The 15,752-nt window shown below is 56.8% G+C and carries 9 protein-coding genes; 3 read left to right on the plus strand and 6 right to left on the minus strand.

Annotated features, from left to right (window positions below):
* Positions 1-9 precede the first annotated feature (9 nt).
* The 5 genes from rpsG to rpoB all read right to left on the minus strand — a co-directional run bounded on the left by rpsG (position 10) and on the right by rpoB (position 10,431).
* Complete coding sequence (rpsG, locus tag ISF27_RS10920) at positions 10-480, minus strand: 30S ribosomal protein S7 (RefSeq protein WP_194611504.1); 471 nt, start codon at positions 478-480, stop codon at positions 10-12.
* Positions 481-672: 192 nt separating this feature from the next.
* On the minus strand, positions 673-1,092 hold the full coding sequence (rpsL, locus tag ISF27_RS10925) for a 30S ribosomal protein S12 (protein WP_194611505.1): 420 nt from the start codon (positions 1,090-1,092) through the stop codon (positions 673-675).
* Positions 1,093-1,321: 229 nt separating this feature from the next.
* Positions 1,322-2,611 carry an N-acetylmuramoyl-L-alanine amidase gene (locus tag ISF27_RS10930; protein ID WP_194611506.1) on the minus strand — a complete coding sequence of 430 codons (1,290 nt, stop codon included), beginning with the start codon at positions 2,609-2,611 and terminating at the stop codon, positions 1,322-1,324.
* A 155-nt stretch (positions 2,612-2,766) separates the two neighbouring features.
* Positions 2,767-6,441 carry a DNA-directed RNA polymerase subunit beta' gene (gene rpoC, locus ISF27_RS10935; RefSeq protein WP_194611507.1) on the minus strand — a complete coding sequence of 1,225 codons (3,675 nt, stop codon included), beginning with the start codon at positions 6,439-6,441 and terminating at the stop codon, positions 2,767-2,769.
* A gap of 18 nt (positions 6,442-6,459) precedes the next feature.
* Positions 6,460-10,431 (minus strand): DNA-directed RNA polymerase subunit beta, encoded by a 3,972-nt coding sequence (gene rpoB, locus ISF27_RS10940; protein WP_194611508.1) that lies wholly within the window; start codon positions 10,429-10,431, stop codon positions 6,460-6,462.
* A 246-nt stretch (positions 10,432-10,677) separates the two neighbouring features.
* Between rpoB and ISF27_RS10945 the strand changes: the two genes are divergently transcribed.
* A complete protein-coding gene (locus ISF27_RS10945; RefSeq protein ID WP_194611509.1) occupies positions 10,678-11,190 on the plus strand; it encodes a hypothetical protein in 513 nt (170 codons plus the stop codon).
* Between the two features lie 105 nt (positions 11,191-11,295).
* Here ISF27_RS10945 and ISF27_RS10950 read toward each other — a convergent pair whose 3' ends face one another.
* The gene (locus ISF27_RS10950; protein ID WP_194611510.1) at positions 11,296-13,335 is read right to left on the minus strand and encodes a sigma-54-dependent Fis family transcriptional regulator; all 2,040 of its coding nucleotides are present in this window, start codon (positions 13,333-13,335) and stop codon (positions 11,296-11,298) included.
* 336 nt (positions 13,336-13,671) lie between these two features.
* Here ISF27_RS10950 and ISF27_RS10955 point away from each other — a divergent pair, with 336 nt between their 5' ends.
* Both ISF27_RS10955 and ISF27_RS10960 read left to right on the plus strand, forming a co-directional pair.
* Positions 13,672-14,460 carry an enoyl-CoA hydratase/isomerase family protein gene (locus tag ISF27_RS10955; RefSeq protein WP_194611511.1) on the plus strand — a complete coding sequence of 263 codons (789 nt, stop codon included), beginning with the start codon at positions 13,672-13,674 and terminating at the stop codon, positions 14,458-14,460.
* Between the two features lie 60 nt (positions 14,461-14,520).
* Positions 14,521-15,735 (plus strand): thiolase family protein, encoded by a 1,215-nt coding sequence (locus tag ISF27_RS10960; protein WP_194611512.1) that lies wholly within the window; start codon positions 14,521-14,523, stop codon positions 15,733-15,735.
* The last annotated feature ends 17 nt before the right edge of the window (positions 15,736-15,752 follow it).

Here is a 15,752-nt window from a genome sequence, read left to right on the forward strand (position 1 = left end):
TCCTCCTGATTAGAATCTGTAATGCGCAAATGCCTTGTTTGCCTCGGCCATCTTGTGCATGTCTTCTTTTCTCTTCACCGACGCGCCGGTGTTGTTGGAGGCATCGATGATCTCTCTGGCCAGTCTCTCCTCCTGGGTCTTCTCCCCTCTCTTGCGGGAGAACATGGTGAGCCAGCGGAGAGCAAGCGCCTGGCGTCTGTCCGGCTTAACCTCGATCGGCACCTGATAGGTGGCACCGCCGATTCTCTTGGCCTTAACCTCGAGCACCGGCATGATATTGTTCATGGCGGCCTCGAACACCTCTACGGCATCCTTGCCGGTCTCGTCAGCGACGCGGCCGAATGCGCCGTAAACAATCTTCTGTGCAACTCCCCGCTTGCCATCCAGCATGATGTTGTTGATCAGCTTGGTGACAACCTTGTTCTGGTAGATCGGGTCTGCTAATACGTCTCTCTTGACATTACGTCTCTTGCGTGGCACGTTACTTCCCTCCTTAATCACTGCTTCAGCAGCTTGACGCCGAACCGAAGCTTCTCATTAGATCTCAGGTACTCATCTGCCGGGATCTCTCTGCGGGGTCCCGCAAATGTTCGTGTCCGGTTCTATGATCCCTGCAACCCACAGGTCAATATCAAAGTCCGGTACATGTTACCCGTATGGATGATCTTTAAATTACTTCTTTGCCTTCGGTCTCTTGGCGCCGTACTTGGAACGGGCCTGCTTGCGGTCAGCAACACCGGCCGTATCCAGCGTGCCGCGGATGATGTGGTATCTGGTACCCGGAAGGTCCTTTACACGGCCGCCGCGGATCAGCACCACGCTGTGCTCCTGTAAGTTGTGGCCCTCGCCCGGAATATAGGACGTAACCTCAACTCCGTTGGACAGACGAACTCTCGCGATCTTGCGGAGTGCCGAGTTCGGCTTCTTCGGCGTAGCGGTCTTTACGGCTGTGCATACGCCTCTCTTCTGCGGTGAAGAAACCTCAATCGCTTTCTTCTGCAGGGAGTTGTACCCTCTGTGCAGAGCCGGAGCGGTCGGTTTTTTCACAGATGTCTGTCTTCCCTTTCTTACCAGCTGGTTAAATGTAGGCATCTTTTTCACCTCCTGTGATATTGTCTGTGGTTGCTTACATACAGATTTTGCGCGCAAAATGCCCTCAGCGCGCACCATAAAATTATAATGATGCGCCCGGGGGCTGTCAAGCAATTTTCTGAATTTCTGCAGTTTTCGATCCGGTTATCGCCGCTGTTTAGCCCCCGCATCCCGTGAAGCAAAGCCTCGCTCGATGTGAGCTTCCGGGCGTCTTTAAGTTCCGTCCGGGTCAGTCACCGAAATACAGGCTGACACCACGGCAGAGCCCGTCGGCAATTTTTTCCAGGGAGGCGTCAGCATGGCTGCTGGCCTTGTCCCCGACCTCAATGTCGACACTCGGGATGGTCGAGTACGACGTCTGGGTAAGATCCATATCCATCGACCCGCCGGAGAAGATCTTCACCCCCGCATCCTTAAGTCCCGAAATCAGGGACTCGCCGAGCTTCTCATGCTGCTTCCAGTGCGACGCCACCGGCTCCATGGATTTGTAGGAGCCGTCGGGAACGCTCATGAAGAATGCGCCCTTATCGCTGGACGTGGAATCGTAATGGATGGCGATGTGACAGTCCGCGCGATTATTCGCAATCACCGTCCGGGCAATATTGTCGAGCTGGACATCATCGCCGTCCCTGATCATCAGCACATCGTAGCCCGCGGCGAGGAGCTTGTCCCGTAGCTTTCGCGCAACCGCGAGATTCACCTTCGCCTCCGGAGTGCCGTCATCAAACTGCATTCCCCCGGAAATCGCCATGGATTTCACCGCGCCGGCGCTGTTCGTGCCTCCGGTGACCTTCGGGCTTCCGTCCGGATGGGAGAGCGTCTTTTTGCTCTCGCCGCCGGAGCAGCCGTGGCCCGCGTTCACGCAGACCGTGATTCCCCTCCGGTTTGCGGAAGCTTTGCAGAGCACAGCCTCACCGGTGTGGATCGCGGAATTGCCGGCGTACGTCCAGGAAGGATCGAGGGAAATCCTCGTGCCGTCCGGAATCTCTGCACTTTTCCCGCCGGCAGCGGAGCCTGCTCCATTGGCCGCGCCATCGGCGGTTTTTGCGCTCTCCTCAGCGGCATCCCCGGAGCCCCCAGCGGAATTGCCCGCCGCAACAGCCTCCGGCTTTGTCTCAGAGATATACTCTTTCGCGATATACGCTTTCTTTCCCTTGCGGAGAACCTGCACCCAGCGGTTGTCAATGATGGTTCCGGTCGCATTGACCGCATCCCCCGTATTCAGCGTGCCGATGACATTTTCCCCGTCTTCAGCAGAAGACCGCAGATTCACGCCATCCCGGAGGACATACCGTACCGCCGCCCCCGCGGATTCTGCGACCGCAGAGTTCCCCGAGATCCCCGCTGATGCGGAACCCTCCGGCTGCGCGGTTCCCGCAGCGGAGCTGTCCCCTTCCGCCAGGGTCGCTGCCTCTGCTGACGGCACGGTCTGCTCAGAAGCTTCCGACACCGAGGGCGCGCAGGCGGATACACTGAGTGCCGCAAAAGCCGCCAGAAGCCATATCATTTGACTTCTCATCTTGTCACCTCCCTGCAGATACAGCAATCCTGCAGGAAATTGCTTTCCTGCAGGACACTGATTATTCCTGTTCAGCACATTCAGGGTTCTGAACAGTTCTCACAAATTGTCTTGTTCCCTTCCCTGTTCAGAAGCGTAGCTCACGGAAATCAGGATCAGTCTTCCTGGCCGCCGTCCTCCGGCGCGTCCGTGCTGTCCTCAAAACTGTTCACGGCCTGCGGTGCCGGCGCGGGCTGCGGATCGAACTCCGCGTCATCCTGTTCCGGAACTTCCCGCTCCGGCATCTTGGTATTCAGAGCCAGCGAACGGTAGCGCTTCATCCCGGTACCTGCCGGAATGAGTTTACCGATGATGACGTTCTCCTTCAGGCCGACCAGCTTGTCGGTCTTGCCGTAGATCGCCGCCTCGGTCAGGATCTTTGTGGTCTCCTGGAAGGAAGCCGCGGACATGAAGGACTCTGTCGCCAGAGAGGCCTTAGTGATTCCGAGAATCGTGCGCTCGCCGGTGGCCGGTTTCTTTCCCTGTGCCTCCAGCTCCTCATTCATCTCCTCGAACCGCAGGTACTCCATATTGCTGCCCGGAAGTGCATCGGAATCGCCCGGATCGTCGATGCGGACTTTCTTCAGCATCTGGTGGATGATCATCTCAATATGCTTATCGTTGATTTCCACACCCTGTAGGCGGTATACACGCTGGACTTCCTTCAGGATATAATCCTGGACGTCACGGACACCGCGGATCCTCATGATGTCGTGCGGGTTAAGGCTTCCTTCGGTGAGCGGAGTGCCCGCCTCGATGGTCTCGCCGTCCTGCACCAGAAGTTTGGCATTGAACGGGATGACATACGTCTTGGTCTCGCCGGCCTCATTATCTGTCACCAGAACCTCGCGCTTCTTCTTGGAGTCCTTGAGGGTAACCACGCCGCCCTTCTCCGCGATGGTGGCAAGGCCCTTCGGCTTGCGCGCCTCGAAAAGCTCCTCGACACGGGGAAGACCCTGTGTGATATCGCTTCCGGCAACACCACCGGCATGGAAGGTTCTCATGGTCAGCTGTGTGCCCGGCTCGCCGATCGACTGCGCGGCGATGATACCGACCGCCTCACCAACATGAACCGGCTGGCCGGAAGCCATGTTGGCCCCGTAACATTTCGCGCAGACGCCGCTGTGCGAACGGCAGGTAAGCACCGTGCGGATCTTCACGGAATCGCGCCCCTGCTTCTTCAGCACAGCCATGATCCTCTCGGCTCTGGACGGCGTCACCATGTGGTTGGCGGTGATGATTGTCTCGCCCGTGTCCGGATCCACAATATCCTCCGCGATGAAGCGGCCGGTCATTCTCTCCTGAAGGCTCTCGGTTACCTCGTTGCCGTGCATGAACGCCCGGATCTCCATATACGGGATCTTATCCTTCCCGGCGCAGCAGTCATCCTCACGGATCACCAGGTCATGGGAGACGTCAACCAGACGCCTGGTCAGGTAACCGGAGTCCGCGGTACGCAGCGCCGTATCGGACAGGCCCTTGCGGGCGCCGTGGGCGGAAATGAAGTACTCCAGTACGTCAAGGCCCTCGCGGAAATTCGAGCGGATCGGCAGCTCGATCGTGTGGCCCTGGGTATCAGCCATCAGTCCGCGCATCGCGGCCAGCTGCTTGATCTGCTTATCCGAACCACGGGCACCGGACTTCGCCATCATGGAAATATTGTTGTACTGATCCAGGCCATCGAGCAGGACCTTAGTCAGCTTCTCGTCCGCGCTCTTCCAGGTCTCGATAACTTCCTTGTACCGCTCATTGTCGGTAATCATACCGTGGCGGTAGTTCTTCGCGATCTTATCCACAACAGCCTGGGCATCGTCCAGGATCTGCTTCTTCTCCGCCGGAACCGTGATGTCGGCCATGGAGACCGTGATTCCGGAGCGGGTGGAATAGTGATAACCCATCGCCTTGATGTCATCCAGGGTGATTGCTGTCTGGATCGGGCCGTGAACATTGATGACCTTCTCCAGAATCTTCTTCAGCATCTTCTTGTCAACCAGCTGGTCTACCTCGAGGGCAAGCTCATTGCCCGGAACCGTGCGGTCAACAAAGCCGAGATCCTGCGGGATGATCTCATTGAAGAGGAAACGCCCGACCGTGGACTCCACCGTCTGCTGGAGAACCGTGCCGTCCGGCCTCTTCTTCTGCAGTCTCACCTTGACCTTCGACTGGAGCTTCACATAGCCATTTTCAAAAGCAAGAGCGGCCTCGTTGATGCTCTTGAAGATCATGCCTTCCCCCTTGGAGCCCGGCCTCTCCTGGGTCAGGTAGTAGATACCCAGAACCATATCCTGGGACGGCACCGCAACCGGGCCGCCGTCAGAAGGCTTCAACAGGTTGTTCGGGGAGAGCAGCATAAAGCGGCACTCTGCCTGGGCTTCCACAGAGAGCGGCAGATGGACAGCCATCTGGTCGCCGTCGAAGTCCGCGTTGAAGGCCGTGCAGACAAGCGGATGCAGGCGGATCGCGTGGCCCTCAACGAGCACGGGCTCAAATGCCTGGATGCCCAGCCTGTGCAGTGTAGGCGCGCGGTTCAGCATAACCGGGTGCTCCTTGATGACATCGTCGAGGACATCCCACACCGGGGCTTCCAGGCGCTCAACCATCTTCTTGGCATTCTTGATGTTGTGTGCGGACCCGTTGGCCACCAGCTCCTTCATGACGAACGGCTTGAACAGCTCGACCGCCATTTCCTTCGGAAGGCCGCACTGGTAAATCTTCATCTCGGGGCCGACAACAATTACGGAACGGCCGGAATAGTCGACACGCTTGCCCAGAAGGTTCTGGCGGAAGCGGCCCTGCTTGCCCTTCAGCATATCCGAGAGCGACTTGAGCGCGCGGTTGCCCGGGCCGGTCACCGGCCTGCCGCGGCGGCCATTATCGATCAGGGCATCGACAGCCTCCTGCAGCATCCGCTTCTCGTTTCTCACGATGATATCCGGGGCGCCCAGCTCAAGCAGGCGCGCCAGACGGTTATTTCTGTTGATAATCCTGCGATACAGGTCGTTCAGGTCGGAGGTGGCGAAACGGCCGCCGTCCAGCTGGACCATTGGGCGGATATCCGGCGGGATGACCGGGACAACCGTCAGGATCATCCACTCCGGCTTATTTCCGGACTTCCGGAACGCCTCCACAACCTCGAGGCGCTTGATGATCTTCGCCCGCTTCTGCCCGGTTGCGGTCTCCAGCTCTGCCTTAAGCTCTTTGGAGTCCTTCTCAAGGTCGATCGCCTGCAGAAGCTCCAGAACCGCCTCGGCGCCCATGCCGACACGGAAGGTGCCCGGATCGTCCATCTCGGCGATCTTCGTGCGGTACTCCGCCTCGGAAAGCACCTGCTTGTATTCCAGGCCGCTGTTGCCCGGATCGAGGACGATGTAGGAGGCAAAGTAGAGAACCTTCTCCAGGATCCTCGGGGAAATGTCCAGGATCGTTCCCATACGGCTCGGGATTCCCTTGAAATACCAGATATGGGATACCGGTGCCGCGAGCTTGATGTGCCCCATGCGCTCACGGCGGACGCTGGATTTGGTTACCTCAACGCCGCAGCGGTCGCAGATGACGCCCTTATAGCGGATCTTCTTATATTTGCCGCAGTGGCACTCCCAGTCCTTTGTCGGGCCGAAAATTCTCTCACAGAACAGGCCGTCCTTCTCCGGCTTGAGCGTCCGGTAATTGATGGTCTCCGGCTTCTTCACCTCGCCGTGGGACCACTCCAGGATACGCTCGGGAGACGCCAGTTTGATCTGGATGGAATCAAATGTGAGCGGCTTGTAAGATGTGCTTGTTGTCTCTGCCATGAAACGTACTCCCTTCTATCACTCATTATCCGGATTGCTGTCGTCGGAACCGCCGACGTACCCGTCCATACCGCCCAGATCATCCGAATCCAGGCTGGAATCGTCATCGGCATAGCCGTCATCCTCGCTGTAGGTGTCCGCCTCGGCGAGATCGCTATCCGTCGGCTCCCGGTCAGCGTCAGCGTCATCGACATTTTCCAGCTGGCCGTTCTTCCACTCCTGTTCCTGGTAGCCGTAGCTGCCGAAGGCCTCGTCGCTCTGCCTGTAGCGCTTCTGGTCGCTCTCCAGGACAGAGCGGAAGCTGGTCTCAGGCTCGTCGATATTCTCGGACATATCGACCTCGTTGCCATCCTCGTCCAGAACCTTCACATCAAGCGCAAGCGCCTGCATTTCCTTGAGAAGTACCTTGAAGGACTCCGGAACGCCGGCCTCCGGGATGTTCTCGCCCTTGATGATGGCCTCGTAGGTCTTCACACGGCCGACCACATCGTCCGACTTGACGGTGATGATCTCCTGCAGGGTGTAGGCGGCACCGTAAGCCTCAAGGGCCCAGACCTCCATCTCTCCGAAACGCTGGCCGCCGAACTGGGCCTTGCCGCCCAGAGGCTGCTGCGTAACAAGGGAGTATGGGCCGGTGGAGCGCGCGTGGATCTTATCGTCGACCAGGTGGTGCAGCTTCAGGTAGTTCATGTGCCCGATGGTTACCGGCGCGTCAAAATACTCGCCGGAGCGGCCGTCGCGGAGCAGTACCTTTCCGTCACGGCTGATCGGGACGCCCTTCCAGAGCTTTCTGTGCTCCAGATGGCTGCCGAGGTAATCCATCACCTCAGGAAGCACACGGTCCTTATATTTTTCCTGGAAATCTTCCCAGCTTGTATTCACGTAATCATTGGCCATCTCGAGGAGATCGCCGATCTCGGTATCGGAGGCACCGTCGAAAATCGGGGTGGCCACATCAATCCCCAGAACCTTTGCCGCCAGGGAAAGGTGGATCTCCAGGATCTGCCCGATGTTCATTCGTGACGGCACGCCCAGAGGATTCAGCACGATATCCAGCGGACGGCCGTTGGGCAGGAATGGCATATCCTCAACCGGCAGGATGCGGGAAACGCAACCCTTGTTGCCGTGGCGTCCAGCCATCTTATCGCCGACGGAAATCTTTCTCTTCTGGGCAATATAGATGCGGACAGATTCATTTACCCCCGGCGGAAGCTCATCGCCGTTCGACCGGAGAAATACCTTGGCGGAAACGACAATTCCGTACGCGCCGTGCGGAACCTTGAGGGAGGTATCGCGGACCTCGCGGGCCTTCTCGCCGAAGATCGCCCGGAGCAGCCGTTCCTCGGCGGTCAGCTCGGTCTCCCCCTTCGGGGTGACCTTGCCGACAAGGATATCTCCTGCGCGGACCTCGGCACCGATGCGGATGATGCCGCGCTCGTCCAGATCCTTCAGGGCATCATCGCCGACGCCCGGAACATCCCTGGTAATCTCCTCCGGTCCCAGCTTGGTATCGCGGGACTCTGCCTCGTATTCCTCGATATGGACAGAGGTGTAGACATCATCCCTGACCAGGCGCTCGCTGATCAGGACGGCATCCTCGTAGTTGTACCCCTCCCAGGTGGAGAACCCGATCAGCGGGTTCTTGCCCAGGGCAATCTCGCCGTTGCAGGTGGACGGGCCGTCGGCAATCACATCGCCGGCCTCCACGTGCTCGCCCTTATCGACGATCGGCTTCTGATTGTAGCAGTTCGACTGGTTGCTGCGCATGAACTTGGTCAGGTGATAATCATCGATCGCACCGTCAGAGTCCCTGCGGACGCGGATTTCGTTGGACGCGGACATTTCCACGACACCGGCGTTCTTCGCCACGACGCAGACGCCGGAGTCCACCGCCGCCTTGGCGTCGATTCCCGTGCTGACCGCGCACCGCTCGGTGGTCAGCAGCGGAACCGCCTGTCTCTGCATGTTGGATCCCATCAGGGCGCGGTTCGCGTCATCGTTCTGCAGGAACGGGATCATGGCCGTCGCGACAGAGAAGACCATCTTCGGGGATACGTCCATGAGGTCAACCCGGGAGCGGTCGTAGGAGGACGTCTCCTCGCGGAAACGCCCGGATACCGTGCGGTTCTCGAAATACCCCTCGTCGGTCAGCGGCTCATTTGCCTGAGCAACGACAAACTCATCCTCCTCATCGGCGGTGAGATAAACCACCTCGTCCGTGACGCGCGGATTCTTCCGGTCTGTCTTGTCCACCTTGCGGTACGGTGCCTCGATAAAGCCGTATTCATTCACCTTGGCAAATGTCGCCAGGGAGTTGATCAGTCCGATGTTCGGGCCTTCGGGGGTCTCGATCGGGCACATGCGGCCATAGTGCGTATAGTGGACATCGCGAACCTCGAATCCGGCACGGTCTCTGGAAAGGCCGCCGGGGCCGAGGGCGGAGAGACGCCTCTTGTGGGTCAGCTCGGACAGCGGGTTGTTCTGGTCCATGAACTGGGACAGCTGGGAGCTTCCGAAGAACTCCTTCACCGCCGCGGTGACCGGCTTGATATTGATCAGACTCTGCGCCGTCACCTTGTCTTTATCCTGGGTGGTCATTCTCTCCCGGACAGTTCTCTCCATACGGGTCAGGCCGATCCGGTACTGGTTCTGCAGAAGCTCGCCGACAGAGCGGATGCGGCGGTTGCCCAGGTGGTCGATATCATCGGTAAAGCCGATACCGCCCTCAAGGTGCATATTATAGTTGATGGAGGCGAAAATATCCTCCTTCGTGATGTACTTCGGAATCAGGTCGTGAATCCTGTCCCGGATCAGCTTTTTCAGATCCTTGGAATCGTCAGCCTCAGCCTCGGCAAGGATCTCCCGGAGAACCGGATAGTAAACCTTCTCCCGGATGCCCAGCTCCGCGGGGTCAAAATCCACATATTTCGCAAGGTTGACCATCATATTGGAGAGAACTTTGTAGTTCTTCCTCTCGCCCTGGATCCAGACATACTCGACGCCGGAATCCTGGAGCATCTCCGCGGTGTCACGGTCAAGCACCGTGCCGGCGGCAGCGAGGATCTCCCCCGTCTCCTTATCCACAGCGTCCTCCGCCAGGGTATGGCCGGCGATGCGGGTGCGGAAATTCAGCTTCTTGTTGAATTTATAGCGGCCGACCTTCGCCAGGTCATAATGCTGCGCGTTGAAGAACATCGTGTTCAGCAGTGATTCGGCATTCTCCTGGGAAACCGGCTCGCCGGGACGAATCTTGGTGTACAGGGCTTTCAGGCCGCCGAGATAGGTGTGCTCGGAGTCCTTCTCCTTCTCGAAGCTCTTCTCCAGCTTGATCTCGTCGCCGAAGAGGTCAATGATCTCCTGGTCGGTGCCGACACCGAGGGCACGGATGAGCACCGTCACCGGAACCTTTCTCGTGCGGTCCACGCGGACATAGAAGACCTCATTGGCGTCCGTCTCATACTCGAGCCACGCGCCGCGGATCGGGATGACCTGGCAGCTGTAGAGCTCCACCCCGCTCTTATCCTTCTGAATATCGTAATAGATACCGGGGGAACGCACCAGCTGGCTGACGATAACACGCTCCGCGCCGTTGATGACGAAGGAACCGGTATCGGTCATCAGCGGGAGATCCCCCATAAAGATCTCGTCCTCCCTGACCTCGGCATCTTCTCCCTTGCCGCTGGCCAGGCTGACCTTGACCTTCAGGGGCGCAGCGTATGTCGCGTCACGTGCCTTGCACTCCTCGATGCTGTACTTGATATCATCGGTGCAGAGTCTGAAACTTTCAAAGCGAAGGCTGAAATTCTGCTGATAGTCCGTGATCGGAGAGATATCGTCAAAGGCTTCCTTCAGGCCCTCTTTGAGGAACCAGTTGTAGGAATCCTTCTGAATATCAATCAGATTCGGAATATTCAGAACTTCTTCGTGTCTTGCAAAGGTCATCCTTGTTCCCTTACCAGATTTCACCGGATGCATTCTGCATTTTTCCATTAGACGTTTCACCCCTGTATCTTTCGTCTGCTTGATTTTTGGGCATACTTCACCTATTAAGCCCAAGTTTCCACAATAGAGCATCTTTCATAATATCAAAGGCATTTCAAGATGTCAACAACATTTTCAAAGAAGTTCTTGCCTTTCATTTTGCCGAATGGTATAATTTATCTCCGTATGATTTATCCAAGAAATCCGGTCCGCCCGGCGGGAAATTCCGGAAAACTGCACAGCGCGGAGGTAACGATGAGCACACTTCAAATTGTCCTTCTGGTCATTCTTGTCATCCTGATCATCGCACTGGTTCTCCTCTACCGTTACGGCAACAAGATGCAGAAACTGCAGGCCGAACAGCAGGAGATGCTGGATGCCACAAAACAGCTGGCGACCATCCTGGTCATCGATAAAAAGATGATGAAGCTGAAGGATGCCGGCCTTCCGAAGGAAGTCTGGGAGCAGACCCCCTGGTACGGCAGGCGCTCCAAGGTTCCGATCGTCAAGGCGAAGATCGGGCCGCGAATCATCAATTTTGTGGCAGACGCCAGAGTTTACCAGCAGCTGCCGGTCAAGGCGGAGGCCAAGGTCATGGTCAGCGGCATTTACATCTCCGAGGTGCGCAGCGCGCGCGGCGGCTTGAACCCGGTGGAACAGCCGAAGGGCATCCGGGCACGGATCGCCAGAAGGCTCGGACGGGCGGCATCGAGGGCGGAAGCCAATATCGAGGCCAATGACGCGAAAGCGAAGAAAACCAAAAAGTGAACCAACTCCTGCAGAAAAAGGCCAGGCGCGATTTCCTAAAAATGGAGATCGCGCCTGGCCTTTTTTCTGTATTGTATGCCTGCCGTATGCACTATCGCGGTTAGCTCATCTTTTTCCGCGGTCCAGATGATACCGTTTGATCCTGCGGTAGACGGTTGCGCGAGTGATTCCCAGCATCTCGCTCGCGAGCGTAATGTTCCACCGGCTCTGCCGAAGTACCCGGAGAAGATCGGCCTTCTCCATCTCCTCCCGGGATAAGGGTGTGTCCATTTCTTCCCGTTCACTCCGCTCGCGGGATTCCCGTCTGCCATAATCCTCCGCTTTCCCGGAGCCGGCACTTCGCTTTCCCCCGGGAAGCACAATCTCCCGCCGTTCATCTCCCCGAAGGTTCGGCGGAAGAAGCTCCTCCGTGATCGTCCTCCCTTCGGAGAGGGCAACGCAGCGCTCAACACAGTTCTGGAGCTCCCGAACATTGCCCGGCCAGGAATAAGACAGCAGGAATTCCATGGCTCCGCTTGAAAAACCGGCGACCATCTTCCCATACTTTTCGTTCATCTGCCTGAGAAAACTCTTCACCAGCATTGGAATATCCTGACTTCGCTCCCTGAGCGGCGGAATCCGGAGTGAGAACACATCCAGGCGGTAATAAAGGTCCTGTCTGAACCTCCCCTCCTGCACCTCCTGGTACAGGTCACGGTTGGTCGCCGCGATAATCCGCACATTGAGCGGAATAAAGGTTTTTCCGCCGATCCTCGTGATCATCCGCTGTTCAATCGCCCTGAGGAGCAAAGGTTGAAGATCCAGCGGCATCTCGCCAATCTCGTCAAGAAAAATCGTTCCTCCGTTGGCAGCCTCCAGCTTGCCGATAGAACCGCCCTTCCTGGCTCCGGTAAATGCCCCTTCCTCATAGCCAAACAGCTCGCTGGCGATCAGTTCCTTCTGAATTGCCCCGCAGTTGATCGGAACAAATGGACCGTTCCGCCGGGAGCTCGCATTGTGAATCGCCTGCGCAAATACATCCTTGCCGGTTCCGCTCTCGCCAAGCAGGAGAACATTGGAATCTGTCTCAGCGATCTTCTGCGCGCTCTCAAATATCTTTCTCGACGCATCCGCCCTTGCCACGATATTATCGAACGTAAATTTAGCCTGCGGATTGCGGATCTTATCCGCCAGCTTCCGCACGCGTGCCATAGGACTCAGGATCAGGATCGAATCATACTCATTCCCCAAAATCACCGGGCTGTGCGTGACCGTACAGGAAGCCATCCCCGTCGGCGCGAGAAAACCGGTCATCTCATCAGTGAACCGCTTCTTGTCCAGAATTTGCCGGACTACCTCCGGATCTTTCAAAAATTTCCGGATATCCCTGTGAATCAGTTCCTCCTCCTTCATGTGGAACTGTTCCAGAAATGCCCTGTTCACCATCGAAATCTCGCCAGTGTGATCAAGCACCAGGAGACACTCTGACATAAAATCAAGCACACCGCTCAGATGCTCGTTCACAGCAGCCAGCTTTCTGGCATACAGTCTCTCCTTTAATTCCAATTCAATGGAATAAGCCGTCATAACGATCATCGCCAAAGTATGAGGATGCGGATTTTTCGTGACATGCGTAATGGAAATCGCCCCGATGATCTTCCCATCAGGGTCATGAATCGGCGTGCCTGCCCCGCTGAAATGATGCGGGAACCGGCAGTAATGCTCATAGCCGGAAACCTGGAGCGGCTTCCCGCTGTAGAGCGTCGTGCCGATCGGGTTGTTGCCCATCTTCTGCTCACTCCAGCAGGTATAGAGGATCTCGTTCTCCGGATCAATCGCCGTTGTATCCCCCTGCACATTGAGAAGATAGCCGTCCACATCGCTGATCGAGACAAACAGGCTTGCATCCCGAAGGAATTGGTACAGATACTCCACCGCGGGGACGGCAACTTCAAGCATCTCCTCGTTCCTCTCCATTCTTCGGTGGATCTCCTCTGTGTCGATAAGCCTCTCCGGCACAACCAGCAGCGGATCCACCCCAAGATTACGGCAGCGCTTCCAGGAAGCAAGGACTTCCGTACGAACCTTCCCGTTAACCGGTCTTCCACAGATAAAATCCTTCCATCCCTGTTTGATTTCCTCCTGCTGTAGATTTCTTTCTGTCATAAGGATACTGCCTTTCTTAAAACCGTGAAAAATATAAAAATACTTGCATTTTCAACGAAGTATTTTTATTTTATCATACTATATATACAATTTGTGTTTAATTTTGTATCATTCTGTCAAAAGAAGTCATTCATTGCTACAACATTATACACCGTATTTTTTCGGAATGTTTTGTCAATATTTTCGATTTTTCTTCTTAATAAAATTTTGTTGTTGTCATAATGGCTGATTTTCCGTGCTTTTATTCTCCTGTTCTGTCTATTTTTTCTTTATCTTGGATAGTTTGGCACGGTTCTTGTTTTTTATATGGGCAGAACAAAGAAAGGAGATACCCCTATGAATCCAACCGAAGCTGTCACCCTGTCCGTCGAGGGACGTGTTGCCATCATCACCATTCAGAATCCCCCCGTAAATGTTCTGACCGATGCGGTGCGGGACGGATTATATGCGTGCGCCCGGAAAGCCAATGAGGATCCGACGATCGCCGCAGTGATCTTCACCGGTTCCGGAGAGAAAGCCTTCATGGCCGGAGCAAATATCAAGGGATTTCCCGACATGATCGGGAAACCCGGCGCCGCCTACGGCTACGCAAGAACCATCTATGAGGTCTGGGATTACATCCGGACGATGAATAAGCCGACAATCGCCGCAATCCGCGGGTACTGCCTCGGCGCCGGCATGGAACTTTCTCTGGTCTGCGACCTGCGGGTGGCTGATACGGACAGCCGGTTCGGATTCCCCGAAATCGCCCTCGGGCTGTTCCCCGGAGGCGGAGGAACCCAGCGAATGACGAAAATCGCAGGACCGGCTCTTACCAAGGAGATGATCTTCACCGGGAAGCCCATTTCCTCGGAGCGGGCGTATGAGGCCGGATACCTCAACTATGTGACGCCGAAGGGGGAAGCACTTAAGAAGGCGAAGGAAATCGCCGGACAGATCGCAAGCTTCTCCGTCCCGATCCTCGCCCTGGCCAAGACGGCAATCACCGAGGGGATCGGAACCACGGACAGGGAGGGCATCAGTCTGGAGGCTGAGTACTGGCAGGATGCCTTCATGACGGAGGACATCCAGGAAGGTGTTTCCGCCTTTCTTGAGAAGCGCAAGCCTGACTTTCATGACTGCTGACCTATTTTCCAGCGGCCGCAAAGCAGCCATTAAATCCAACCAGCAAGGAGGAAATCATTCATGAGAAAATGCGTTATTACATCTGCCGCAAGAACTGCCGTCGGCGCCTATCTTGGAAGCTTGAAGACCGTGGAAGCGCAGACGCTTGGCGCCGATGTCATCAAAGAAGCCGCGAAGCGCTCCGGCATCAGGCTGGACCAGCTGGAACAGGTCGTCATGGGCGATGTGTACGGCTATACGCCGAACGTATCCCGCTGCGCCGCCCTGATCGCCGGTGTCCCGGAGGAAGTCCCCGCCTACACGGTTGATCGCCAATGTGCGTCATCCTTGCAGGCGGTCGTCAGCGCCATGTACGAGATACAGGCGGAGGAAGCCGACATCATCGCCGCGGGCGGTGTCGAGACCATGTCCCGCCTCACCTATTACCTGCCGCCGTCTGCCCGGTATGAGGGATTCCGGATCGGCGACTCGATTCTCTACGATACCTTCAACCACGGCGTGACCATGGTTCAGCCGCCGGAACTCTACCCGCACCTCAATATGGGACTCACCGCAGAGAATGTTGCCGCCAAGTACGACATCAGCCGCGAAGCACAGGACGAATTCGCCCTGGACAGCCAGCACAAAGCCAAGACCGCCATGGATGCCGGAAAGTTCAAGGATGAGATCGTTCCGGTCGAGGTCAAGCTCAAGAAGAGCAGCTTTATCTTCGATACCGACGAGCATCCGCGTCCGGAGACAACCCTGGAAAAGCTGGCGAAACTCAAGCCGTGTTTCAAATTTGACGGAACCGGAACGGTAACCGCCGGCAATTCCTCCGGCATGAACGACGGCGCATCCGCGGTCATTGTCATGAGCGAGGACAAGGCAAACGAACTAGGGGTGAAACCGCTCGTCCGCATCGTCAGCAGCTCAAGTGTCGGCGTTGATCCGCGGATCATGGGCATCGGACCGGCTTACGCAATCCCGAAAGCACTCAAAAAAGCCGGGCTTTCCCTCCAGGATATCGGCCTCATCGAGCTGAACGAGGCATTTGCCGCACAGAGTGTCGCCTGCCTCCGCCTTCTCGGCATGGCTCCCGGAACAGAAATGTATGAGCGGGTCAACGTCAACGGTGGCGCGATCGCCCTCGGCCACGCCCTCGCCAACAGCGGCACCCGCCTCCTCACCACGCTGATCTACGAAATGAAGCGCAGACATGTCCAGTACGGCCTTGCCTCCCTCTGCATCGGCGGCGGACAGGGCATGGCTATGGTTGTCGAAAATATCGAATAAGCAGGCTGCAGGACAGC

This window comes from Clostridium vitabionis, assembly GCF_015351765.1.
In the GTDB taxonomy this organism is placed as follows: Bacteria; Bacillota; Clostridia; order Lachnospirales; family Lachnospiraceae; genus Clostridium_R; species Clostridium_R vitabionis.

Excerpts from the sequence above, each read along its gene's own strand:
- rpsL (WP_194611505.1), bottom strand. The coding sequence starts at position 1,092 with ATGCCTACATTTAACCAGCTGGTAAGAAAGGGAAGACAGACATCTGTG.
- ISF27_RS10930 (WP_194611506.1), bottom strand. The coding sequence starts at position 2,611 with ATGAGAAGTCAAATGATATGGCTTCTGGCGGCTTTTGCGGCACTCAGT.
- rpoC (WP_194611507.1), bottom strand. The coding sequence starts at position 6,441 with ATGGCAGAGACAACAAGCACATCTTACAAGCCGCTCACATTTGATTCC.
- rpoB (WP_194611508.1), bottom strand. The coding sequence starts at position 10,431 with ATGGAAAAATGCAGAATGCATCCGGTGAAATCTGGTAAGGGAACAAGG.
- ISF27_RS10945 (WP_194611509.1), top strand. The coding sequence starts at position 10,678 with ATGAGCACACTTCAAATTGTCCTTCTGGTCATTCTTGTCATCCTGATC.
- ISF27_RS10950 (WP_194611510.1), bottom strand. The coding sequence starts at position 13,335 with ATGACAGAAAGAAATCTACAGCAGGAGGAAATCAAACAGGGATGGAAG.
- ISF27_RS10955 (WP_194611511.1), top strand. The coding sequence starts at position 13,672 with ATGAATCCAACCGAAGCTGTCACCCTGTCCGTCGAGGGACGTGTTGCC.
- ISF27_RS10960 (WP_194611512.1), top strand. The coding sequence starts at position 14,521 with ATGAGAAAATGCGTTATTACATCTGCCGCAAGAACTGCCGTCGGCGCC.